This is a genomic window from Acetobacter thailandicus (genome assembly GCF_011516655.1).
GTDB lineage: Bacteria > Pseudomonadota > Alphaproteobacteria > Acetobacterales > Acetobacteraceae > Acetobacter > Acetobacter thailandicus.
In genome coordinates this window covers 222,582-244,554 of sequence record NZ_WOSV01000003.1, presented here as the reverse complement: position 1 = coordinate 244,554, position 21,973 = coordinate 222,582, and the positions used below count along the sequence as shown (strand labels likewise).

The 21,973-nt window shown below is 52.0% G+C and carries 20 protein-coding genes; 11 read left to right on the top strand and 9 right to left on the bottom strand.

Annotated elements, in window-relative coordinates; genetic code table 11:
• Nucleotides 1-88: 88 nt before the first annotated feature.
• Nucleotides 89-475: a DUF3597 domain-containing protein gene (locus GOB58_RS06205; protein ID WP_173559615.1), complete on the bottom strand. Its 387-nt coding sequence runs from the start codon at nt 473-475 to the stop codon at nt 89-91.
• A gap of 78 nt (nt 476-553) precedes the next feature.
• Nucleotides 554-1,843, bottom strand: a complete 1,290-nt coding sequence (gene ahcY, locus GOB58_RS06200; protein ID WP_086554488.1) for an adenosylhomocysteinase — start codon at nt 1,841-1,843, stop codon at nt 554-556.
• Between the two features lie 249 nt (nt 1,844-2,092).
• Here ahcY and GOB58_RS06195 point away from each other — a divergent pair, with 249 nt between their 5' ends.
• Both GOB58_RS06195 and GOB58_RS06190 read left to right on the top strand, forming a co-directional pair.
• Nucleotides 2,093-2,746, top strand: a complete 654-nt coding sequence (locus GOB58_RS06195) for a lysophospholipid acyltransferase family protein (RefSeq protein WP_173559715.1) — start codon at nt 2,093-2,095, stop codon at nt 2,744-2,746.
• Nucleotides 2,747-2,764: 18 nt separating this feature from the next.
• Nucleotides 2,765-3,919, top strand: a complete 1,155-nt coding sequence (locus tag GOB58_RS06190; RefSeq protein WP_173559614.1) for a DUF2125 domain-containing protein — start codon at nt 2,765-2,767, stop codon at nt 3,917-3,919.
• 10 nt (nt 3,920-3,929) lie between these two features.
• Here the strand turns inward: GOB58_RS06190 and gloB are convergent, their stop codons facing one another.
• Nucleotides 3,930-4,658, bottom strand: a complete 729-nt coding sequence (gene gloB / locus GOB58_RS06185; RefSeq protein ID WP_086554486.1) for a hydroxyacylglutathione hydrolase — start codon at nt 4,656-4,658, stop codon at nt 3,930-3,932.
• 149 nt (nt 4,659-4,807) lie between these two features.
• Here gloB and GOB58_RS06180 point away from each other — a divergent pair, with 149 nt between their 5' ends.
• The 7 genes from GOB58_RS06180 (at nt 4,808) to GOB58_RS06150 (ending at nt 12,193) form a co-directional block, all read left to right on the top strand.
• Nucleotides 4,808-5,506, top strand: a complete 699-nt coding sequence (locus tag GOB58_RS06180) for a class I SAM-dependent methyltransferase (RefSeq protein ID WP_158092789.1) — start codon at nt 4,808-4,810, stop codon at nt 5,504-5,506.
• A 94-nt stretch (nt 5,507-5,600) separates the two neighbouring features.
• Nucleotides 5,601-7,370, top strand: a complete 1,770-nt coding sequence (locus GOB58_RS06175; RefSeq protein ID WP_173559613.1) for a hypothetical protein — start codon at nt 5,601-5,603, stop codon at nt 7,368-7,370.
• Entirely contained in the window at nt 7,370-8,401 is a 1,032-nt protein-coding gene (locus GOB58_RS06170) for a hypothetical protein (RefSeq protein ID WP_173559612.1), read from the top strand. Before GOB58_RS06175 ends, GOB58_RS06170 begins: the two co-directional genes overlap by 1 nt.
• Nucleotides 8,398-9,072 (top strand): hypothetical protein, encoded by a 675-nt coding sequence (locus tag GOB58_RS06165; RefSeq protein ID WP_242005243.1) that lies wholly within the window; start codon nt 8,398-8,400, stop codon nt 9,070-9,072. The genes GOB58_RS06170 and GOB58_RS06165 overlap by 4 nt, the downstream gene beginning before the upstream one ends.
• Nucleotides 9,072-10,190 carry a hypothetical protein gene (locus GOB58_RS06160; protein WP_086635995.1) on the top strand — a complete coding sequence of 373 codons (1,119 nt, stop codon included), beginning with the start codon at nt 9,072-9,074 and terminating at the stop codon, nt 10,188-10,190. The genes GOB58_RS06165 and GOB58_RS06160 overlap by 1 nt, the downstream gene beginning before the upstream one ends.
• Nucleotides 10,190-11,695, top strand: a complete 1,506-nt coding sequence (locus GOB58_RS06155; protein WP_173559611.1) for an NADH-quinone oxidoreductase subunit D-related protein — start codon at nt 10,190-10,192, stop codon at nt 11,693-11,695. Before GOB58_RS06160 ends, GOB58_RS06155 begins: the two co-directional genes overlap by 1 nt.
• An 18-nt stretch (nt 11,696-11,713) precedes the next feature.
• Nucleotides 11,714-12,193, top strand: a complete 480-nt coding sequence (locus tag GOB58_RS06150) for an NADH-quinone oxidoreductase subunit B family protein (RefSeq protein ID WP_086635993.1) — start codon at nt 11,714-11,716, stop codon at nt 12,191-12,193.
• Here the strand turns inward: GOB58_RS06150 and GOB58_RS06145 are convergent.
• The 6 genes from GOB58_RS06145 to aroB all read right to left on the bottom strand — a co-directional run bounded on the left by GOB58_RS06145 (nt 12,185) and on the right by aroB (nt 20,673).
• Nucleotides 12,185-13,069, bottom strand: a complete 885-nt coding sequence (locus GOB58_RS06145) for a CDP-alcohol phosphatidyltransferase family protein (protein ID WP_086554479.1) — start codon at nt 13,067-13,069, stop codon at nt 12,185-12,187. The two genes, GOB58_RS06150 and GOB58_RS06145, sit on opposite strands and share 9 nt — an antisense overlap.
• 129 nt (nt 13,070-13,198) lie before the next feature.
• Nucleotides 13,199-13,900: a phosphatidylserine decarboxylase gene (locus tag GOB58_RS06140; protein WP_086554478.1), complete on the bottom strand. Its 702-nt coding sequence runs from the start codon at nt 13,898-13,900 to the stop codon at nt 13,199-13,201.
• Between the two features lie 95 nt (nt 13,901-13,995).
• Nucleotides 13,996-16,641 carry an alanine--tRNA ligase gene (gene alaS / locus GOB58_RS06135; protein ID WP_173559714.1) on the bottom strand — a complete coding sequence of 882 codons (2,646 nt, stop codon included), beginning with the start codon at nt 16,639-16,641 and terminating at the stop codon, nt 13,996-13,998.
• 191 nt (nt 16,642-16,832) lie between these two features.
• Nucleotides 16,833-17,357 carry a GtrA family protein gene (locus GOB58_RS06130; RefSeq protein ID WP_407651729.1) on the bottom strand — a complete coding sequence of 175 codons (525 nt, stop codon included), beginning with the start codon at nt 17,355-17,357 and terminating at the stop codon, nt 16,833-16,835.
• 96 nt (nt 17,358-17,453) lie between these two features.
• On the bottom strand, nt 17,454-18,596 hold the full coding sequence (locus tag GOB58_RS06125; protein WP_086635990.1) for an OmpA family protein: 1,143 nt from the start codon (nt 18,594-18,596) through the stop codon (nt 17,454-17,456).
• A 346-nt stretch (nt 18,597-18,942) separates the two neighbouring features.
• On the bottom strand, nt 18,943-20,673 hold the full coding sequence (gene aroB, locus GOB58_RS06120; protein ID WP_173559610.1) for a 3-dehydroquinate synthase: 1,731 nt from the start codon (nt 20,671-20,673) through the stop codon (nt 18,943-18,945).
• A 68-nt stretch (nt 20,674-20,741) separates the two neighbouring features.
• On the opposite strand from aroB, the gene GOB58_RS06115 reads away from it, so the two are divergent.
• Together GOB58_RS06115 and GOB58_RS06110 are read left to right on the top strand one after the other, a co-directional pair.
• Nucleotides 20,742-20,993 carry a hypothetical protein gene (locus tag GOB58_RS06115; RefSeq protein WP_086554518.1) on the top strand — a complete coding sequence of 84 codons (252 nt, stop codon included), beginning with the start codon at nt 20,742-20,744 and terminating at the stop codon, nt 20,991-20,993.
• The gene (locus GOB58_RS06110) at nt 20,993-21,922 is read left to right on the top strand and encodes a tyrosine recombinase (RefSeq protein ID WP_086554474.1); all 930 of its coding nucleotides are present in this window, start codon (nt 20,993-20,995) and stop codon (nt 21,920-21,922) included. The genes GOB58_RS06115 and GOB58_RS06110 overlap by 1 nt, the downstream gene beginning before the upstream one ends.
• Nucleotides 21,923-21,973: the final 51 nt, after the last annotated feature.

Sequence of the window (21,973 nt, the reverse complement as noted above, 5' to 3'; positions counted from 1 at the left end):
AAAGCATTAACGGCCGACATTATGCCTGATGGCCTTAGCAATCAGGCATAATGATATCTGTATACTCTGTAGAATGTTTAGCAGAGTATCAGAGGCTTGCAGGCAGCTTGCCGTCGTTTTCAGCCAGTTTCTGACGCACAGCTTTAATCAGCCAGACGTTCATAGAGGCTGAATCGTTGGTGTCCCCGGTAAAACCCAGTTCGCCAGCCAGCTTTTTGCGGGCATCGAGAGAGCTGTCCAGGTCAAGCAGCTTAAGCAGATCGACAATAGATTCCTGCCAGTTGAGTTTCTGGGGGTTCTTTTCTGCCAGCGCATTTAGCACAGCATTGACATCTACCGGTGCGGCAGCTGCGGGTGCCGTGGCAGATGCAGCGCCTGTCTGTGCAGGTGCACTCCCGGTAGCTGCCGGTGCATCAGGTGTCGCGGCTTTAGCGTGATGGAAAATAGCTGAGAGAATTGAGCCGAAAATACTCATCAGAGAATCTCCTGTGTGAAGAGAAAAAACAGAGCAGATCACAACCCGCAGGTTGCGATCCGTTTAGTCTGTATGCTCTTAGTAGCGATATTCTTCGCTTTTGAACGGACCATGAACCGGTACGTCAATATAATCAGCCTGTGCCTGGCTGAGCTGTGTGAGCTGTGCTCCAACTTTAGCAAGGTGCAGAGCAGCAACTTTTTCGTCGAGCTTTTTAGGCAGGGTGTAAACTTTGGCTTCGTATTTGCCAGCCGGAGCAGTCCACAGTTCGATCTGTGCCAGAGTCTGGTTGGTGAAAGACGCAGACATCACGAAAGAGGGGTGACCTGTTGCGTTGCCAAGGTTTACCAGGCGGCCTTCTGAAAGGACGATCAGACGTTTACCATCAGGGAAAACAACTTCATCAACCTGTGGTTTGATATTGTCCCACGTGAAGTTACGCAGGGCTTCGATCTGAATTTCAGAGTCAAAGTGACCGATGTTGCACACAATGGCGCGGTTTTTCATGGCGCGCATGTGCTCAAGGGTAATGACGTCAACATTGCCGGTAGCTGTCACGAAAATATCGCCACGTGATGCAGCGTTTTCCATGGTAACAACTTCATAGCCTTCCATAGCGGCCTGCAGGGCGCAGATCGGGTCAGCCTCGGTTACCAGCACGCGACAGCCTGCGTTACGCAGAGAGGCAGCAGAGCCTTTGCCAACATCACCATAACCGGCAACGACAGCAATTTTACCAGCCATCATCACGTCAGTACCACGGCGGATCGCATCGACCAGGCTTTCGCGGCAGCCATAAAGATTGTCGAATTTTGACTTGGTTACGCTGTCGTTAACATTGATTGCAGGAACTTTGAGTTCACCGGTTTTCTGCATTTTCCACAGGCGGTGCACACCTGTTGTTGTTTCTTCAGAAAGTCCTTTAACATCGGCGAGCAGCTCAGGGTATTTGTCGTGCATCAGCACGGTCAGGTCACCGCCGTCATCGAGAATCATGTTCGGGGTCCAGCCATCAGGGCCTTTAACCGTCTGCTCGATACACCATACGAATTCTTCTTCGCTAAGGCCTTTCCATGCAAAAACCGGAATGCCAGCTGCGGCCATAGCTGCCGCTGCGTGATCCTGGGTGGAGAAGATGTTGCATGAAGACCAGCGCACAGTCGCACCGAGAGCTACCAGGGTTTCCATCAGAACAGCAGTCTGAATGGTCATGTGCAGGCAGCCTGCAATGCGTGCTCCTTTAAGAGGCTGGCTTTTGCCATACTCTTCACGGAGCGCCATCAGGCCTGGCATTTCGCCTTCTGCAATGGAAATTTCCTTGCGGCCCCATTCAGCCAGAGAAATGTCTTTTACTTTAAAGTCGCTCATCGTGGTTCTCTAATCCTCTTGAGATAAGGTGGATTTTTATACATCCCGAACTCCGCGCAGGCCAGAGAGAAGGAGAGTTTTTCTTATTTTAATGTTATAATGACTTGCAACAGGTAAGCTTTTAAGAGCATGGAGAGAGCCACGGGCTGATTTTTGAGCGGGCTTACGGACCGCTTTTAAAGAGATATTGTTGTGATTGTAGCTATTATCCGTTCTGTTATTTTTAATGTCACCTCCTTTTCTTTGACAATGCTCATGGGTGTGGGGGCATTTTCTGTGCGCTGGTTTGCGCGGGGCTATGCGTTACCATATGCAAAGCTGTGGTCACGGCTGGTGCTTGCGCTTTTTCAGTCTGTATGCGGGGTTAAAGTTCATATTGTCGGGCGGGAAAACCTGCCGGCTGAAGGCCCTTTGCTGATTGCCTCTCAGCATCAGTCAGCGTTTGACACTCTTATCTGGATGTTACTTGTTTCCAGGCCTTGTTACGTCATGAAAGGGGAACTGCGCAAAATACCTCTTGTCGGGCCAATGCTTATTCTCGCCGGCATGATGCCCATTAACCGTTCTGCCGGGGCCAGGGCTTTACGTGTTTTGTTGCAGGAAACCAGCAAGGCGATGGATGTTGGCAAGCAGGTGATTATTTTCCCTGAAGGAACAAGAACAGCTCCGGGGGAGAGGGTGCCGCTCAAGCCTGGTATTACGGCTATGGCAAACCATACAAAACAACCGGTTATTCCTGTAGCCACAAACTCCGGTGTGTTCTGGGGGCGGAATGCTTTTCTGAAAAAATCAGGGGATTTATATGTGGTCATTGGCAAGCCAGTGCAGCCTGCGCCTGGTAAAGTGATGATTTCTGACATTCAGCAGGCCTGGAGAGATATGGAGGAGACATTTTCTCCCTGATGTATTGGTTGTGACGGCATGACAGGGCTTAAAACGCGCAGAAAGATTTTATATCGCTCTGTTGTGCTCGCGCTGTGCGGCATCCTGTTATGCGGTATGGCGGATTTTATATTAAGTTTGTCTGGTCAGTTTTATTTAAAGCGCCAGCTTGTCGCCTTTCAGCAGCAAAGCGGGTGTACGCTCAGAGCGACAAAGCAGACAAGCTACCCCGGTATTTTTTTTAATCCTTCAGTGCAGCTTTCAGGTGCTTCGGTAAGATGCTCGGAGAAAGCACTTTTTTTTGCTGAGAACGTCCGGCTGGGTTTTTCACCTTTTCATCCTTTTTCAGCTGTTCTGAGGCTTGAAGGCGGAGAAAAGCTGGGGCTGTCTTTATCCTCAAAGCAGAGCGATGTCTGGCAAATGGCAGGTGCTCCTGTTGAGCTTTTGCTTCCGTTGCGGGGGGTATTTCCTCTTTCTGCTCAGGATATAGCGTTTTCTGCAGATTTTATCACGCTTTCCTCCCGGCAGGGTGTACTGGCGCAACACGCTCTGTCACTGCGCCAGGTAAAAGGGCGTATGCTTATTAACCCAAAGGCTGAGGCTGATAAGCGGATAGCGGGTTTGCACATCACTGCGCAGAAGCTTAACATCGCGCCCGGTCAGCACGTGTTAACCAATGTTTCTGTCGTTGTGACAATTCCCGGTCCTTTATCTGAGCGCCGGCAAAGCTGGCAGCGTTTGTTACGCAGCACCGGTGATGTGGCAGAGCAGAAAGAAGGCAATTCTGGTTCTGAGCCGGTAACGGCGGCCCAGGCTTTACCTGATATTCTTATTCCTCAGGCTGAGGCAAACTGGCAGGGTCTGCATATGACCTGGGCTGCAAAACTCTTTGTGCTTGAGCATGAAGGGCTGAGTGGTGACAGCTGGCTGACTCTGACGAGTTTCCGACCGTTTTTTGAGCAGCTGAGGCATGATAATATAGTGCCGGAGCAGCAACAGGAAATTATGACAAAGCTTGATGCCGTTTTATCTCGTAATGAGAAAACAAAGCCGCGCTCTGTGACGCTGTTTGTTCCCGTTCGTCATAGTGAGATTGTGTTTGCCGGTTACAGTGCGGGCTCTCTGCTTTCTGCCCTGCATACCGCCGAAGGGCTGATGCAGGGCAGGCAGGCTGATACAACTGTTTCTCATTAAGAGAGGTTGTTTAAAAGTTATCTTTTTCCTGACGCCATTTTGTAAAGGTGGCTACATCTTTCGCCAGCAGAAAGGGGTTGGTAGCCCGTTCTGTGCCAAGTGTTGTTGGCAGGGTTGGCAGATTTTCAGCCCGCAGCTTCTTTACCTCTTCAATGCGAGCCTGCAGAGCTTTGTTGTCGGGGTTTGTATGATGCGCAAAAGCCGCGTTGCTTAGTGTATATTCATGGCCACAATAAACACGGGTCTCGTCAGGCAGACTGTTAAATTTGCTCAGAGAGTCAAACATCTGTGCCGGCGTACCCTCAAAAAGGCGGCCACAGCCCATGCTAAAGAGTGTGTCACCGCAGAAAAGGGCAGGAGGAGCACCGTCAAAATAAAAAGCGATATGCCCGATTGTGTGTCCCGGTACATCCAGCACCTTCGCAACAGAGTCACCTACGGCTACTGTGTCACCCTCACGCAATGCAATATCAAGCTTTGGCAGGCGGCTGGCATCGTTAGCAGCCCCTGCGACTTTTGCATTGTAGCGCTTTCTCAGGGCCTCTGTGCCATCTGTATGGTCAGGGTGGTGATGTGTAAGCAAAATCAGGTCAGGTTTAAGGTTTGCAGCATCAAGTGCTTTTTCAACCGGTTCTGCGACTCCCGGGTCAACAATGGCTGTTATGCCAGTTTTTGTGTCGGTTAAAACCCAGACATAGTTGTCTGACATGACAGGGATGGGGTGCACTGAAAGAGACATTACGGGGGCTCCTGTATAGCGTAAGTCGTAAAAGACTATATGATCTGTAGTGTCACAGGATCAAAGGATCATGATAGACATGAACTATGCAAAACGTCACTTTTTCAGCGTTGTCTGATTTTTATGCAACCGGGACCGGCCAGAGATGTATGTCGCTGTTGCATCGTCAGGTCAGAGTTTTCTGGCCAGATCTGACTGCCGGGCAGAAAGTGCTTGGAGTGGGCTATGCTTCCCCTTGCCTGCGCGCCTGGCCGGGGCTGCAGATGAATCCTGTTTCAGTTGTTTTGCCGCATTATGATGGTGTGAAGCGTGGAGGGGCGGGTCTGCGTGACAGCATGGTGCATACGCTTGTTGGCGAAGCAGGTGTTTTACCGTTTCAAAGCGAAAGTTTTGACCGTGTTGTCCTGATGCATGCTTTTCAGACGCAACGCCAGGCTGTCAGGCTATTGCGGGAGGCCGCCCAGGTTTTGCGGGATGACGGGCGTATGATTTTAATTTTCCCCGCAGCTCTGACGGGGCGCAGCCGTCTGAAGCACACCCCGTTTGCCAGAGAACTGGCTTTTTCATCTTATACGATAAAGCGTTTACTTGATCTTGCCTGCCTGAAAGCAGAGCGCCAGGAGAAGATGTTTTTTCTCCCCCTGACCTGGGAATGTAAAAACGCTCATATTAATTTTGTGAGCGATATTGCAGGTAAAATGTTCGTACCTGGTCTGGGTAGCCTGTGCGTTATTGAGGTTGTGAAAAATATCAATGCTCCTCTCACATTACCTCTTCCGGTCTGGCAACGGCGGTGGCGGCGGTATATAAGTCACCGGCCGGCTTTTTTACGTTCTTTTATAAGGTGATGGTTTCGGTATACTCTGCGTATCTGCAGGAGAGTTAAAAAAAGATCTCACCTGCAGGTTTAAGGTTATTCGGGTCCTCTGTCCCGCATATGGTGTGGTTTCTTGTCAGATATGTTTCGGGGGTAAGACCATTCCGGTTTCATTTTTTCTTTGTGGCCTTCTGATCTGCCTGGCCGGTTGCGGTATCGTTACGGTTCTGCCGGCAGCGAGGTTTGGGCGGGCAGAGCCGTGGCGTGCTGAAATACTGGTCGCATTCTGGGTGCTGACCGGTCTTTTGTCTGCGGTCGGTACAGTGCTGCGTATTGAAGGTGAGCTGAGCTGGTGCCCGGTTTTTGGCATGGATGGCCCGGTTTTACCTATGATGGTACTGCTGTCTTTTACCGGAGGGGTCAGTGGCTCGGGGCGTTATGGTGTTGCCTGTGTGCTGAGTGGTTTTGCTTTCCTTGCGCTTTCGCCGCTTATTTTTGGCCTCCTTGTGGGCACAGCTTTGATTCTTCTGGTGAGAAAAGGGTGGATTGGTCTTTGTCTGCCTGTGGCCGTGGTGCCGGCTACAGTGCCTGTTGACAGCCTTCTTTTTACGCCGGCCTTGTGTGTTATGGTCCTGCTGCTGGGCAAGGCGACATCTGTACAAACTGGTCCTTCTGCCCTGCTGCCCGGCGCGACAGGTTTGTTTCTGCTTGGGCGATTACTCACTGAATCAGGTGTGTTACCTTCGGTTTGTCAGTTTTTTCTGCTTTGTTGCGGCTGCGGCGTCGCTTTGTCTGGCAGCATGCAGGCTTTACGTCGTTCGTCTTCTGCCGGTCAGCTGATGTCGGGTCTGGTCACATCAGGTTTCGGCCTGCTGGTCGTTATTCTTGTGCTGGCATTTGGCACGACACTTGAGGGCGGAGAGCAGTTCAGAACAGCAGCTCTGCTGGCGGCCGGAGCACCTTTTTTATCAGCTCTTGTCCTTTTATGGCTCTGTCAGGACACAAAAGACGCATCTCCGGAGCAGGAAGAGGGCGCCAGCTCGCTGATTTTACCCTCCCGTCTAAAAGGACGCTACGCTCAGGGCATTATGGCATGCGCTTTGCTTTTTCTGTCTGGCCTGCCGCCGCTGGGCAGTTTTTCAGTCTTATGGTGTTTTATTGGTGCAGCTGAGCAGGCTGCCCGCGCAGTACCTCCGTTACAGGCGCTGGCAGTGATTGTTCTTACTGTAATAACCTCCTGCGTTATGGTCATTAATATTCTGGCTTTGCTGCGCCTGGTTCTTGCCGTTGTGCGTTCTCGTTCCGCACAGGAAGATAAAGATATAGCGCAGAGTATTTTTACTTTGCTGCCCGCACTGGTTTGTGTCGCAGCGGCTGCTGTCGTTGCATTCTTTCCGGGAGGGTGGCTTGCCTTTGCAGATAATCTTCTCGCCGGTACTTTTGAACGTCCGTTCCTGTGGTCAAAAAGCATTACAGTCTGGTTTATCAGTTCATCTGAAAGTTACACCCCTCTTTATTGTGTAATGGCTTTGTTACTGTGTGCTGGCTGCCTTCAGATGTTCAGTACACTTTTTAAAATATCCCCTCTCCCTCAGGCGCAGTTTCAGGCTTCTTTCTGGCAGCAGGGGGCACCCTTCATACAGGCAGAAAAAAAGGAGCTGAATTCCATCTCTCCTGTCCCTTCTGACAGACAGTTTAATGCTCAGGTTGATACTTTTCTGGGGTGGCAGACATACAAAGTTTCGGTTCATACCGGCTGGCAGAAATGTGTCGCGGCAGTCAGTCCGTTATGGCAGTTTGTCCTTAGATTTTGCGCGGTGTGTGAAGCACAGAGTGGTGTTCTTGTTTTACTGTTTCTTGGCGCCGGGCTGTTTTTAGGATTATTTGCAGGATAATGACGTCGTTTTCTCCCCCGCTGATCCTGACATGGCAATGGTATCTGCTTATTGTAATCGCGTTATTTTTTCAGATTATTCTGATGATGTATGCGGCCCCTTATTTTCGCGGGTTTGTTGATCTGCTGGCTGGCAGAATAACAGGGCAGTTGCGTTACTGGCCCGGTGGCAGGTGGCAGAATATAAGGCATCAGTTAAAGCGTCTTGGTATCATGGCTCCGGGTCAGCAGGTCGGGTGCATTGTAACGCGGGTTGCTTTTGTTCTTGCCATCGCTGTCTGTGGCATGGTGCCTGTTTTTTCTTTAAGTCCTCCCGGCTTTCCTGCTCCTGGTTTGCTGCTCATCTGTGCATTGCTTGTGCTGGTGTCTGTGTTGCTGATGCTCCCTGTAATGATTCAGGCGGGGCAGTCTGCTTCAGACGGATATCTGAGCGGTGTCAGCGATATACTGCTTTTACCCGCGCTTACGCCAATATTGCTGATGACCGGCGGTCAGGACCTCAGCAATTTTCTTATTCACACAAGAGCCTATTCTCCTTCAGGGGAGGGAGCACCTTTTGTGCTGGCCGGGGCTGCTATATTCCTTGGTGCTCTCGGGCAGGGTGGCAGCGTTGCGGACGAGGCTCAGTGTCCTCTTTCTGGCGCAGACCGGGGATTATGGCTCTGGACTCATGACATTCTTCAGTTGTGCTGGATAACGCTCGCCGGTGATATTGTCTGGTCGGGGGTTCTGGCTTTGCCGCTCCCTGAGGAGGGTGCCACAGCATGGATGGTAAATTGTTTTTACGGTACCGGAGGCTGGGTCCTTAAACTGGTCTGTGCGATGTTTTTTCTGGTGCTGATCCGGCTCGTTCTTTTGTCGGTGATAAAGCGCGGGCGTGTACGTTTTTTATCTGTTTTTCTGGCAGGGCTGGTCGCCTGGCAGATTGCAACGCCTCTTTTCCTTCCGGTATCTGATAAAAACGAGAAAGGCACGCCGCCTTCGCATAAAACATCATGGTACAACGAGGAAGAAGGAGGGTTTGCGCCATGACACTGGCCGCTGTAATCGTTCCGTTCCTTGCTCTTTGTGTTGCAGCGCGCAGCATAGCTTTTCTGCCGGCTCTGGGCATCATGACGGCCGTTGCCATGCTTATTGATGGCCTGACACCGCTGCAGGAGGCAGGGGCTGCCTTTGCTGTAATACTGGGTGTCGGCCCTGTTTTGTTTCTTAATTTCTATCAGTATGACGAGGTGAGAGAACGTAAGGTGATCGCAGCACCTTTTTTACTTCCTGGTGTGATGATTTTGCTCATGCTGATGAATTTATACCCCGATGGCACGGTTTTTCCCGCAGGTATATGTGTTGTTATGGCAGGGTTGGTCACAGTGAGTGTTCGCCAGACGATGGTCTGGCAGTGGGCTGGCCTTCTTACCTGTGCAGAGGGTGTTTTATTATCTGCCGTGATGTACAGGCAGGTGACGGCATTTGCGGTTACCGCACTGATCGGCTGTTGCATTGCTATACTGGGTGGGGCCTGTGTGCACCGGGTGATGCCGCGCGTGCATGTCGTTCGTGCTCCTGTACGTCAGGAGCGTAAAAATAAAAAATGGCAACGCAGCCAGCAGGATGATGGTGATGCGCTGGATCATGCCGCTGGTGCACCACACCCTGACTATGTGCCTCAGCGCTCTGGTGCGTCAGATAGGGGACCTGCTTCCTGATGACGGCTTCTCTTTTTTTTGCAGCCCTTTCGTTTGTCTGGCCCTTTCTGGGTGCTGTTCTCGTTGCTATGACCGGAAAAGCACAGAATCGCCGGCTTTCTTTGTGGGCAGCAGGTATAGCCTGCCTTCTCTCTGTCGTAGTGTTTCTTAATCCCGGTACTGTTGCCTCAGGGTGGGACGATGACCCCGTGCAGAGGGCAGGGCGTGTTATGCTGGCCTTTGGCCTGTTGATGACGGTGCTGGAGCAAAAGAGTTTTCAGACACGTTTATTACGCAGCCTGCCTTATGTTTCTGTCGGACTTGCGGACCTGGCATGTATTACACCAGAGCCGGTTGTGGGGCTTGGTCTGCTTGGCTTATCCCTTGTTTACGGGGTGTTCGTTATTGGCCATGCTGCGGGCAAAGCCATGGTGGGCTGGCGTATTTTGCGTAGCATGGCGGTTGGTCTGTTTCTTGTCCTGGCCGGACTTTTACTGCCGCCAGGAAAAACCGAGGCAGGCATTATGCTTGCCTGTGGCAGCATTGTTCTTGCCGGACTGGTGCCATTCAGCATGATCTGGGCAGAGAATGTCGATCTCGCTTTCTTTCGTCCCTTTGTGGGGGCTGTCATCCTTCTGTCTTTACATTTTCGTGCAGCAGGAGGGGATGCCTTTCACACAACACTGATTATAGCAGGGCTTGTTTCTCTCTGGTTTACGGCTGTCAGTACACGTGGTGACGATAAGTGGTATCGCTTTTACTCTTTTCCACTCGCGCTGGCTTTTATTGCGGTGGGTGCCAGAGCTGATGTCGCCGCTCTTTTATTTTTGTGTGGATGGTGCCTGGCCGGAGGAACTGAAATGGCTAAGTACGCATGGGCGGCCCGTGCCCTGGCCTGCCAGCCACCCGGAGCACCGTTTGTTGGCTGCCTGCTCTTATTTTCTGTGCTCAGCGACATGTCATGGATGCTGACTATACTGACAATAGGCGGTATTCTGGGTGTGATTTTACGCGTGTTTCCTAAAAATTCGGGAGACCTTTCTTTCTGGCCACATGACAGTGCAGGGCGTGTCGCCTGTGTTGTGCTGGTTGCAACGGGTTTTATGGTGCCTTTGGCTATGATGCTGGGGGTTTTCTGATGGATCCTGTAAGTTATATTCAGTCAGGTACTGTGACAGAAACATCGTGGCGTTATGTGCTGGGAGAGATGTTATGGCGGGACCTGATAGAAAGCCTTAAAGAACATCCTTTGTCTTTTACCGGCCTGTGGTGCGATGGCACGTATGTTCATGCGCTCTTTATGCAGCCTGATATGCAGCCTCTGGCAGCCAGCCTGTTATTAGAAAATAATCGTTATCCTGCTCTGTCATCTGCGCGTCCTGTTTCAGCATATTATGAGCGGATGATTTTTGATCTCTATGGTGCCGAAGCGATGTGGTGTCAGGATGAGCGTCCCCTGGTTGATCATGGGTTATGGTCTGTCAGGGGGCCGCTGAGCGGTACTACAGACACGTCTGAAAAGTTGCCAGAAAGACATTTAGTGTTTCAGCCCTCGGATGAGATTATGCAGGCCGGTGGGGTAAAGGCATCATCAGGCCCTGCAACAGGCGGCCTTGAAACGCCGGTTTATATTGCTCTGGCGACAGATAATGGCGGGCAGATACGCCGTGCCGAAGCAGTTAATGGTTATGCGCATCGTGGTCTTGCACAGCGCTGGCACATGTCGCGTATAGAGGAGGCATGCCGTTTAAGCGGGCGTGTCGCAGCAGGCTCTTCTGTCGCGCATCAACTGGCTTTTTGTCAGGCGGTAGAGGCGGCCTGCGGGCAGAGTGTTGAAGAAGAAGTTGAGCTGCTGCGCGTTGTGTTGCTTGAGTTTGAGCGTATTACGCATCATTTGTTCGCGCTTGCCGCTATAGCCCGTCATGCGGGTGCGTCACTTGTTGCCTCTCAGTGTATGATGTTTCGCGAAAAGCTGCTCGCTGTTGCAACTCCTGTTCTGGGCTCACGCCTGCTGATGGATCATATTGTACCTGGCGGCGTCAGCCTGCAGCAGGCTGCTGAGGCCGGAGAGTTATGTCGCCATCTCTCTGAGCTTGGTGAGGAGTTTTATCCTTCTCTGGCGGCATTGTGGCGCAACTACCCCGGTCTTTCCGCACGTTTGTCTGACATTTTATGTGTTGATCGCAGTATGTGTGATCGCCTTGGTGTTGATGGTCCTGTTCTGCGCGCAGCTGGCGGAGAGGGAGATTTCAGGCGTCTTTTATGGGCCTATGACGGAGTATGGCGTTTTACAACCGGACGCGAAGGCGGATGTGCTGAGGACCGTGTTGCTGTGATGGTCGCAGAAACAGGCGAAAGCCTGCGGATGTTACGCGACCTTGGCCCCCGCCTTGGTCTGACTGCCGGAGGGCGGACTGAGCTTGCTGTTACAGACAGTGAGGGTATCGGTGTTTCAGAAGGCCCATGGGGTATGGTGCTCTACTGGGTTACCCTGCGTAGCGGACGGGTTGAACGGGTGTATGTCAGAGACCCTGCCGCTGCGGCGCTGATGGTTTTTGAGGCGGCTTTGTCTGGTCAGGATATTTCAGACCTTGAACTGGGGCGTGCCTCTTTAGGTGTAAATGCTGCCGCGTATGATGGTTAAACAAAAAGGCCTGATAGTATGAGTTTGATGCGTGCAGTTTTTGATGCCTGTTTTACAGGCGGCGGGACACGTCTTAAACCTGCCGGCCCACGCTGGCCGCTGCTCCTTTTTCATGTGGATACAGGAGGGTGCGGTGGCTGCGGTATGGAGCTGGAGGCCCTGGCTGCCGGAGCCTGTGATATGCGTGGTGCTGGTTTTGGTTTTGTAAAGGCGCCTCAGGGTGCTGATGTTTTGCTGATAACCGGTGCACTGACACGAGCCATGGCACCGGTTATTGAGGCCGCCTGGAAAAGCATGCCTCTGCCTAAGGGGCTGATCTGTGTTGGTGACTGCGCTTTTGATGGCGGTTTTTTTACAGAAAATTATGCTGTTATGGGGGGGGTGCAGCGCAAAGTACAGATTGATCTGACCATCCCCGGGTGCCCGCCGCCGCCACAGGCTGTTCTTGATGGCCTGTGTTCGCTTTTTAGTCAGTCTGAGGCTGAAGCATCACTCTGAGAGCAGATCATCTTCCTCTGAAGTGATATGCAGATTTTCGGCTTCATGTTTAAGGCGTTTGTAGCTGGCTAAGCTCATGGGTATCAGTGACAGATACATCAGATCACCTGCTGCCAGTGTTGCCCACGTGTTAGCGACCATTAAAACAGCAAAAATACCCGTACCAAGCATGATGGGGAGTGCATAATATTTAGGGACTTTGAAGTTTTTAAATGACCAGACCGGTAAAGTGGATACCAGAAGCAGCGCGATAGCAATTAATGTTGCAGAGACAACATAAGGGTTACGGGAGATATTCAGCAGCCCGTGAAGATTCAATCTTTCCGCTTCCAGGCCTGTAAGAAGTGGAAATAAAACAATAAATGCTCCGGCAGGAGCCGGGACACCGGTAAAAAACCCGCTCGTATATTTTGGTTTCGTGTTTTCATCATCAAGCATAGAGTTAAAGCGTGCCAGACGCAGTGCCATGCAGACGATAAAGAAAAGACAGGGGAGAAAAGCGTTATATCCTCCATCTTTCAGGGCCCAGAAATAAAGAATAAAAGCGGGAGTCACGCCAAAGCACACAAAATCTGAAAGACTGTCAAATTCGGCACCAAACCGTGTTGACCCGCCCAGCATACGGGCAATGCGCCCGTCGAGCCCGTCAAGAAAAGCAGCGATCAGCAGAGAGATGACAGCGTGCTGAAAATCTCCGTTGGTTGCAAAATGCATGCCGGTCAGCCCGGCACACAAACCCAGCATAGTCAGAAGATTAGGGATAAGACGGTTAAAGGAAATGCCGGTCATTTTTTTACGAACACGGCGTTTTAACCGTCTTGCCGGGGGTTTTTTTGCTCGAAACTGAGGCTCTGCCTCAAAATCATCTTTATGCATTTCTCGCTCCGTTATGCCCGCTGTGTTCGCATTATCGGTCATTATGCCGAATGGTTTGTTCTTCAGGCGAGCGGGACAAACCTCTGGTCATAAAACGCAGCATTAAAAACCCCGGCACACTCATTCTTCCTAAAGGCGCGCCATAACAGTTTCGCCGCCGATCATTGTCTGACCAACAGATACCAGAGGCTCTACACCGGGTGGCAGGTATAGGTCTGTGCGCGAACCAAAGCGAATAAGCCCGAAGCGCTCTCCGGCTTCAACCTGCATCCCTTCAGAAACACTGCAGACGATACGACGTGCAATAAGGCCTGCAATCTGTACAACTGCCAGCATACGGCCATCGGGAAGGCGCAGACTCATGGCATTGCGTTCATTCAGGTCTGAAGCTTTGTCAAGGCTGGCGTTGAGAAACTGGCCTGGGTGATAGGCAATGCAGGTTACAGTGCCGGCCGCAGGGACACGATTCACATGCACGTCGAGCACTGACAGAAAGGTTGCAATGCGCCATACCGGTGCTGTGCCCATGTTGAGTTCAGCCGGTGGTGCAATTTTTTCAATCGATACAATACGTCCGTCAGCCGGGGCAACGGCAACATCGTTGCGTGCGGGTGTGTGCCGCTTAGGATCACGGAAGAAATACAGGCAAAAGCCGAAAAACAGTGCACTGGTGGTACCCAGCAACTTTGCTGTCGTTTTCAGATGGCGGTTAGAGATTTTACGGCTCAGAAAACGGCTCACGAGTGTCGTCGCGCCAGACGCGAGAAGAAAAGGTCGTGCCTCAGGGTGAGGGGGAGCCATCACTTTCAGGATGGAAGCAATCAGAGACATGACGTTTTTCCTTGTCGGCATAAAATAAAGCAAGGGCTTAAGAACGCCAGCGGGTAAAAAAAAGCAATATAGTTTCCCGCTGGCAAATGGTGCTCTTAGTTCTTTTCAGACAGAATCTGACGAACAGCTTCAAATGCAGCATCAGCAGCGTCAGCATCCGGACCGCCGGCCTGAGCCATATCGCGTCGTCCGCCACCACCTTTGCCGCCCATGGCAATGCTTGCAGCTTTTACAAGAGCTACCGCATCAAGCTCCTCGGTTTTGTCGGCTGCTACAGCTGCAACGACACTGCCCTTGCCTCCGGCGGTAGAAATCAGAACGACGACATCCGTTTCACCCTGTTTCAGAATGGTTTCAGCAAGTCCCTTGAGCTCGCGGGGGGCGGTGTCACCAACATTACGAACAGCAAGACGTACACCAGCTACCGTTTCCGTTCCGGCTGAAACCGCATTACCCGCGGCCAGCTGGCGCTGGAGCTGCGAAATCTGCTTCTCCATAATGCGACGTTCTTCAAGCAAAGTTGCCAGGCGTTCAGGCGCATCAGATACACTGACCTTCATCATGCCGGCCATCTGCTGCAGACGCTGTTCGTTTGCAAGTGAGAAGTCCTCAGCGGCTTTACCAGCCAAAGCTTCAATACGGCGGATACCGGCAGATACACCGCTTTCTGACGTAATGTGGAACAGCCCTATGTCACCGGTGCGGTTAACATGCGTGCCACCACACAGCTCAACAGACCATGCGGCTTTGCTGCCGTCAGATGCGCCCATAGAAACTACGCGTACTTCATCGCCATATTTTTCACCAAACAGAGCCATTGCACCTTCGGCAACCGCTTCATCCGGTGTCATTGAACGGGTAACGACCTGTGAGTTTTCTCTGATCAGGCGGTTTACCTCAGCTTCGACCTGCGCAAGCTCTTCAGCTGTGACAGGGCGGGGCTGGCTGATGTCAAAACGCAGGCGGTCTGGCCCGTTCAGGCTGCCTTTTTGTGTCACATGCGTACCAAGAATACGGCGCAGCGCTTCATGAAGCAGGTGGGTTGCTGAATGGTGAGCGCTGATAGCTGAGCGGCGTTCATGATCAACCGTTGCTGTCACAGCCGTACCCGGGCGCAGCGTACCTTTAATGATGGTGCCGTAATGAACGATCAGATCACCAGCTTTTTTCTGCGTGCCGGTGATGGCAATTTGCAGGTCTTTGCCTGTCAGTGTGCCGGTGTCACCAACCTGACCACCACTTTCGCCATAGAACGGAGTCTGATTGAGCAGAACAGCAACTTCGTCACCGGCCGAGGCTTCTTTGACGAAGACGTTGCCTGAAACTACGGCCTGCACTTCACCATCTGCCTGACGGGTAGAGTAACCAAGGAACTCGGATGAGCCGAACTTATCCCGTGCTTCAAACCAGATCGTTTCAAGCGCGGTATCGCCCGAGCCAACCCAGGAGGCACGGGCACGCTCACGCTGCACAGCCATAGCAGCATCAAAGCCACTGACATCAACGGTATGACCGCTGCTGCGCAGGGCATCCTGTGTCAGGTCGAGGGGAAAGCCAAAAGTGTCATAAAGACGGAAGGCCACATCACCTGGCAGGGGTGCGCCGGAAGGCAGCTTATCAGTTTCTTCCGTCAGAAGAGCCAGACCACGGTCAAGCATAGCCTTAAAGCGCTCTTCTTCACCACGCATAGTTTCGCGGATCAGGCTCTCGCTGTGTGTGAGTTCAGGGTACGCCTGGCCCATCTGCTGGAGCAGAACAGGGAGCAGCTTGTGGAATGAAGGGTCCTTCGTACCCATCATGTGCAGGTGACGCATAGCGCGGCGCATGATGCGGCGAAGGACATAGCCACGACCATCTTTGGCGGGCAGCACACCATCAGCGATCAGAAAGGCTGATGAACGCAGGTGATCAGCTACAACACGATGACTGGCTTTGAAAGCGCCATCTGCGGCCTGATGTGTCAGCTCAGATGATGCATGGATCAGAGCCTGGAAAATATCTGTATCGTAGTTGTCGCGCTTGCCCTGCAAAATAGCCGCAAAGCGTTCAAGCCCCAGGCCTGTATCAATAGACGGGCTTGGTAATGGTGAGCGTGTGCCTGGCGGATCTTCAAAATACTGCATGAAGACGAGGTTCCAGATTTCTACAAACCGGTCACCATCTTCGTCGGGGGAGCCAGGAGGGCCACCAAAAACGTCAGGGCCATGATCGTAGAAAATCTCAGAGCACGGACCGCACGGGCCGACATCACCCATACGCCAGAAATTGTCAGCTGTAGGGATGCGGATGATACGGCTGTCATCAAGTCCTGCAATTTTGCGCCAGAGGCTGGCAGCCTCTTCGTCTTCAGCATAAACTGTGACGAGCAGCTTTTCTTTGGGCAGGCCGAAATTTTTTGTTACCAGTGTCCAGGCAAGCTCAATTGCTTCAGGTTTGAAATAATCCCCAAACGAGAAGTTCCCCATCATTTCAAAAAAGGTATGATGACGGGCTGTATAGCCAACATTATCGAGATCGTTATGCTTGCCGCCTGCTCTTACAACCTTCTGCGCTGTTGTTGCACGTGAGTAAGGTCGTGTTTCCTGTCTGGTGAAGACATTTTTAAACTGAACCATGCCTGCATTGGTAAACAGCAGAGTAGGGTCATTACGTGGTACCAGCGAAGAAGAGGGGACAATCTGGTGCCCTGTTCCGGCAAAGTAATCCAGAAATGTAGTGCGGATATCGTTTGTTGTTAGCATGGCTTGAGGCAGACGGTCCTGAAACTGGTTGGGCACATGAGAGTGTTAAGCGGTATTCTTTGCAGAAAAAATCCATAAAACACCAGTCACGGCCAGGCAGGAAAACAAAGAAACTTCCTTAACCCATCGTTCTATGTAGCGCACTCCGCTCTTTACTGAAAGAGGCGGTGTTATTCAGCATGGTAAATGCATCATGCAGCATCTTTGGTGGGAGATGTTTTTTCCGGCTCTGGTTGTACGTTACTCGTCTGATCCGGAGATGGAGCAGAGGATATGGTTTTTCGAAAAACGATTTTTTCGCTCAGGTTAAAATTGGCGATGAGGCCAGCGAGGGAGCCGGCTGCCAGCGCAATAACCGGATAATCCCTGCACAGAGGGAAGAAGTAAAATAGCGTATAAACCGTACTGCGATTAAGCAGAAAACCAAGGCTGTTTGCGACAAGAAAACGAGCCCACTGACGGAGCGGATGGTCAAAGGATTCGACTTCTCTGAATGTCCAGAGGCGATTGAGCAGCCAGTTAAGGGTGGCCGCGACAAAATATGCAATAAGAGTGGCAGCTGTCAGGCCAGTAAAAGGGCGCAGACCATAAACGGTTGCAGAATCCCATATAAAGCCCAGGCAGCCGATACTTCCAAATTTGAAAAGCCTGATCACCATTGCGGTATTTTCCGCTGTAGTGAATCGGGAAAGGAAAATTGTAAGCTTTTCAGACACTATATTTTACGCCCCTGTGTGAGCACAGAAGAAGGATAGCAAAAAAAAAGAGGTGTCGTGAGACACCTCTTTTCCTTGTCATAAAGACCAGTCGTATTAGTGGAGGATGATTTCCACACGACGGTTCTGAGGCTCACGTGTATCTGGGCCTGTTGGGACCAGTGGGTGAGCTTCACCATAACCATGAACGTCGATTGCAGCAGCAGGAACGCCATCGCGGATCAGTTCAGCTTTTACGCTGTCTGCACGACGAACAGAAAGACCCAGGTTGTATTTTTCACCGCGTGGGCCAGGGTGTGCTGCTGAGTTATCGGTGTAGCCGTTAACTTCGATGCGTGTTGTCTGAACGTGTGTTGAAGCCTGTGCAGCTTCAGCTACGATCTGACGAGCGCGTGCGCTGAGTGTTGCTTTATCCCAGTCGAAGAACACCAGGTAAGAACGAGCTGGTGCGTGTACTGGCACTGCCGGAACAGGAGCAACAGCTGGTGGTGCTGGTGGAGCTGTATCGAAAGCGTAACGCAGGCTCAGGATAAACTGATGATTGAAGCGCTGGTCAAAGTTAACGTGACCGCGACCTGTGCTGCCGTTGGCATAATTAGCTGATGAAGAGAAAGCTCCATCAACGAATGAGCCAGGCTGGCCAATCATACGGTATTCAGTTGTAACCTGCAGGCCAGGAATGCCGGTGTCATAAGCTGCACCGATGATGCCCTGGTAAGCAAAGCCACCGTTTGTGCCGCCAAGATGGCTTGTGTTTTTGTTAGAGAAATAAGAGTAGGTTGGGTTGTAATGCTGCCACAGGTAGCCGGCACCAACACCAACGAATGGTGTAACAGGCACATCAAGGCCAAACTGCTTCAGGTCAATGTCGTAAAGAACATTAACGAAACCACCGTAAGACTGATCACTGCTGCGTGTTTTGTTAGCAACAGATGCCGTGCGGTGATTGATTTCTGAGTAGTTGTAAACACCTTCTACTTCAGCGCGGAGACCGTTGCCGAAGCCCCAGCCAAATGCACCAAAACCGGTGAAGCCGTTCTGGTGGCGGTAGCGTGAAGAACTGACGTTCTCATCGCTTGATGCGCCACCGGCAAAGCCGGAGATGTGAGCATGCTGGCTCTGGACCAGGTTGTAGCCGCCACCAACGTTGACGTAAGGTCCGGTAATGGTGGTGGCAGATGCGGCCGCAGGAGCCGCTGCCATTAGTGTGGTTGCAAGTAACGCCGTGCGGAGACGCATTTTTTCGCCCTCAATAATTCATCTGTTAATTATGCCGCCAACCATTCGGCGGACCAAGTTACTTTAGATGCCTGAAGTTCTAATAAAACGATTAGTTCTAAAATAGAAACCCGTAGCTGCATCCTTACTGCCATTACAAAACACAATTGTGTCCTGGGTGCAACAGTTTGTTTCGCTCTCACAAACAATTATTGATGCAACTGTTTGAAGAATAAGGCAGTGATTTCAAGTCGCAGGCTTCATATCAGGCAGTCTGTGCAGTTATCTCGCCGTTAAACACGGCAGGATTATGGCAGGCCTGACGAGGTCTGCCATAATAAATCTGAAAGGTTTAAAAAATCTTTTTTTAAGATGTGCAGCCGTCTTCGGTCAGGACCTCATGCACAAGATGGTCGTCAATATCGCGACTGGTGAAGGCTTCTCCGATTCCGCGTAACAGAACAAAAGAAAGTTTGCCGTCCTGCATTTTTTTGTCGCGCTGCATATGAGTGATGAGTGTCCGGGCGCTGAAGCTGTATGGCAGATCACGAACGTGTGCCGGCATCTCAAGAGCATGCAAATGTGCTGTCAGCCGCTCATAGTCAGCAGCGGAGCAGAGGCCCAGTCTGACAGAGAGTGCGCACGCAAGCTGCATGCCAACAGAGACGGCTTCACCGTGAAGCAGGCGTCCGTCATATCCCATTTCAGCTTCGAGTGCGTGACCAAAGGTGTGGCCAAGGTTGAGCAGAGCCCGCCCGTTGCTGGCCTGCTGTTCACGTTCATCAGCTGCCACGACCTCAGTTTTAAAGGCACAGGCCTGCCGCACAGCTTCGGTCTGTGCTTCTGTGTTGCCTTCAAGAACAGCTTTTCCGTTCAGCTCGCACCATCTGAACAGCCTGCGGCTGCCAATAAGCCCTGCTTTGACGATTTCGGCATATCCGGCTTTCAGTTCTCTTGCTGGCAGAGTCTGAAGGGTTGAAACGTCAGCCAGTACGGTCAGAGGCTGACAAAAAGCTCCGACCAGATTTTTACCCCACCGGGTGTTAATGCCGGTTTTACCACCAACTGAGGAGTCGACCTGTGAAAGCAGCGTTGTCGGAATCTGTACAAATGGCAGCCCCCTCAGAGTCGATGCGGCGATAAAGCCGGCCAGATCACCTACAACCCCGCCGCCCAGGGCAATGATGGCGGTTTTACGCTCAATGCCATCCTCAAGGATGGAATCGATAATGCTTTCAAATGTTTTAAAACTTTTCGACGCTTCTCCGGGCATGACCACATGTGTGCGAAAGGTGATGCCGGTTTCACTCAGAGAGTTCTGGAGTCTTTCCAGATAAAGAGTCTCGACATTACTGTCCGTGATAATAACTGCTTTTTTCTGCGGTAGCAGCGGGGCGAGGAGAGCGCCGGCACGTTTAAGCAGGTCTGTGCCGATCAGAATGTCATATGAGGTGTGTGATAAAGCGACGGGCAGGCTGACTGGCCGGCGTGAATGAGCCAGAGCCTCGATCACTCTGGTTGTACTGTGATCCACGTTATATTCTCCGCAATCGACGATAATATCAGCTTCGGCATAAATCGGGTGACGTGCGTCCATAAGGCGTGACAGCACAATATGAGGGCTCTCCGTGTTCAGGAGCGGGCGGTGTGTCCGGCCGATAACCCGACTGAGAAGAACCGGCAGTGAGCAGCGCAGCCAGACAGAAACAGAGCGCTCGCGTACAAGGGCGCGTGTCTGGGCATCCATATAGGCACCACCACCAGTTGCCAGCACCATAGGCGGGCCTTCGAGCAGGCGACGAATGACACGGCGCTCTCCGTCACGGAAGGCAGCCTCACCGTAGAGGCGAAAAACTTCAGCGATAGAGCAGCCTGCTGCGCGTTCTATTTCAACGTCAGCATCAATAAAGGGAAGGCGCAGGCGGTCAGCAAGCCTGCGGCCTATAGTGGTTTTCCCGGCTCCCATAAGCCCCACCAGAACGATGCTGCGTCGCGAAGGAGGGGCGCCTGCATTATGCTGGTGAGTAATTTTTTCCAGGTTAAGTGGAAGCGGAGGCGGGTCTGCCGTCTGATGTGATGATAAGATACGTGATGACATGATGCTCAGCTTACCATAGAGCTGCAGGAACACATCTATGTTCTCTGCTTATGTCGGGAAAAAGAAAAATGAATCGTAAGCTACTGATTGGTATTGCTGTCATCTGCCTGGCTCTTGCCGGTGGTATTTTCGCTCTGGGTGGCTCTGTTCACCCGCCTGCACAGCAGGCAGTACACGGCACCGTTGCTGTTCAGGCTGCTCCTGCTCCAATGGCTGTCATGCCAGCTGAGGCTATGCCGCCGGCACCTCCTCCGCCTGTGCCTCTGGCGGCTCCGGTGGCGCCTGCCGCACCAGCTGTTCAGGCCGCTCCGGCACAGTGATGATCAAAGGGCACGAGGCAGAACTGTTTCTTGAAATGCTGGTAGCAGAGCGTGCGGCTTCAGCGCGTACACTTGCTGCCTATGCAGCAGATCTCGAGTCGTGCTCTGATTTCCTGGCCATGCGTGGAATATTGCCTGTTGATGCAAAAACAGACGAGCTGGCTGCCTGGCTGGCTGACCTTGGTGCAGATGGGCAGGCGCGTCGTACAATTGCGCGGCGGCTGTCATGCATCAGGCAGTTTTATCTCTTCCTGCTGCGTGAGGGGATAAGGAAGGATAATCCTGCTGCGACTCTTGATTCGCCACGCCCTGAGCTGGCACTGCCTCACTTTCTCTCTGAGGCAGAGGTCGAGGCTCTTATAGAGGCCTGTCATGTGCAGGAGAGTGATAATACGGTAGCGCAGAAGCGCCGTATGCTCGTTGCGCGTGCGGCTCTGGAGCTACTTTATAGTTCCGGGTTGCGAATTTCTGAACTGTTGTCTTTGCCCAGAGAGGCGCTGAGGGGCGAACGGCCTATGTTGCTGATTCGCGGTAAAGGCGGGCGTGAGCGTCTGGTCCCGGTTTCAGTCACGGCCTGGCAGGCGGTCAAAGAGCTGTATGCCTGTGATGCCTGGCTTGAAAGCCCGTGGCTGTTTCCCGGGCGTGACCCAAAGCGTGCTCTGACCCGTCAGGCTTTTGATAAAATTCTGCACGAGGCTGGTGTCAGAGCCGGGCTTGATCCGACATGTCTTTCCCCTCATGTGCTGAGGCATTCTTTTGCTACGCACCTGCTTGCCAGGGGGGCTGACCTGCGGGCTTTGCAGATGCTGCTGGGGCATGCAGATATTTCTACGACTCAAATATATACGCATGTGCAAACAGAGCATTTGCGGCGCGTCGTAGAGAGTTGCCATCCTTTAGCCGAAGGCGGCGGCAGAAAAGGAAATTAGGGCATTTTCTCTGTGTGTATTTTGTCTCTGTGAGCTCATGAATTAATTTTG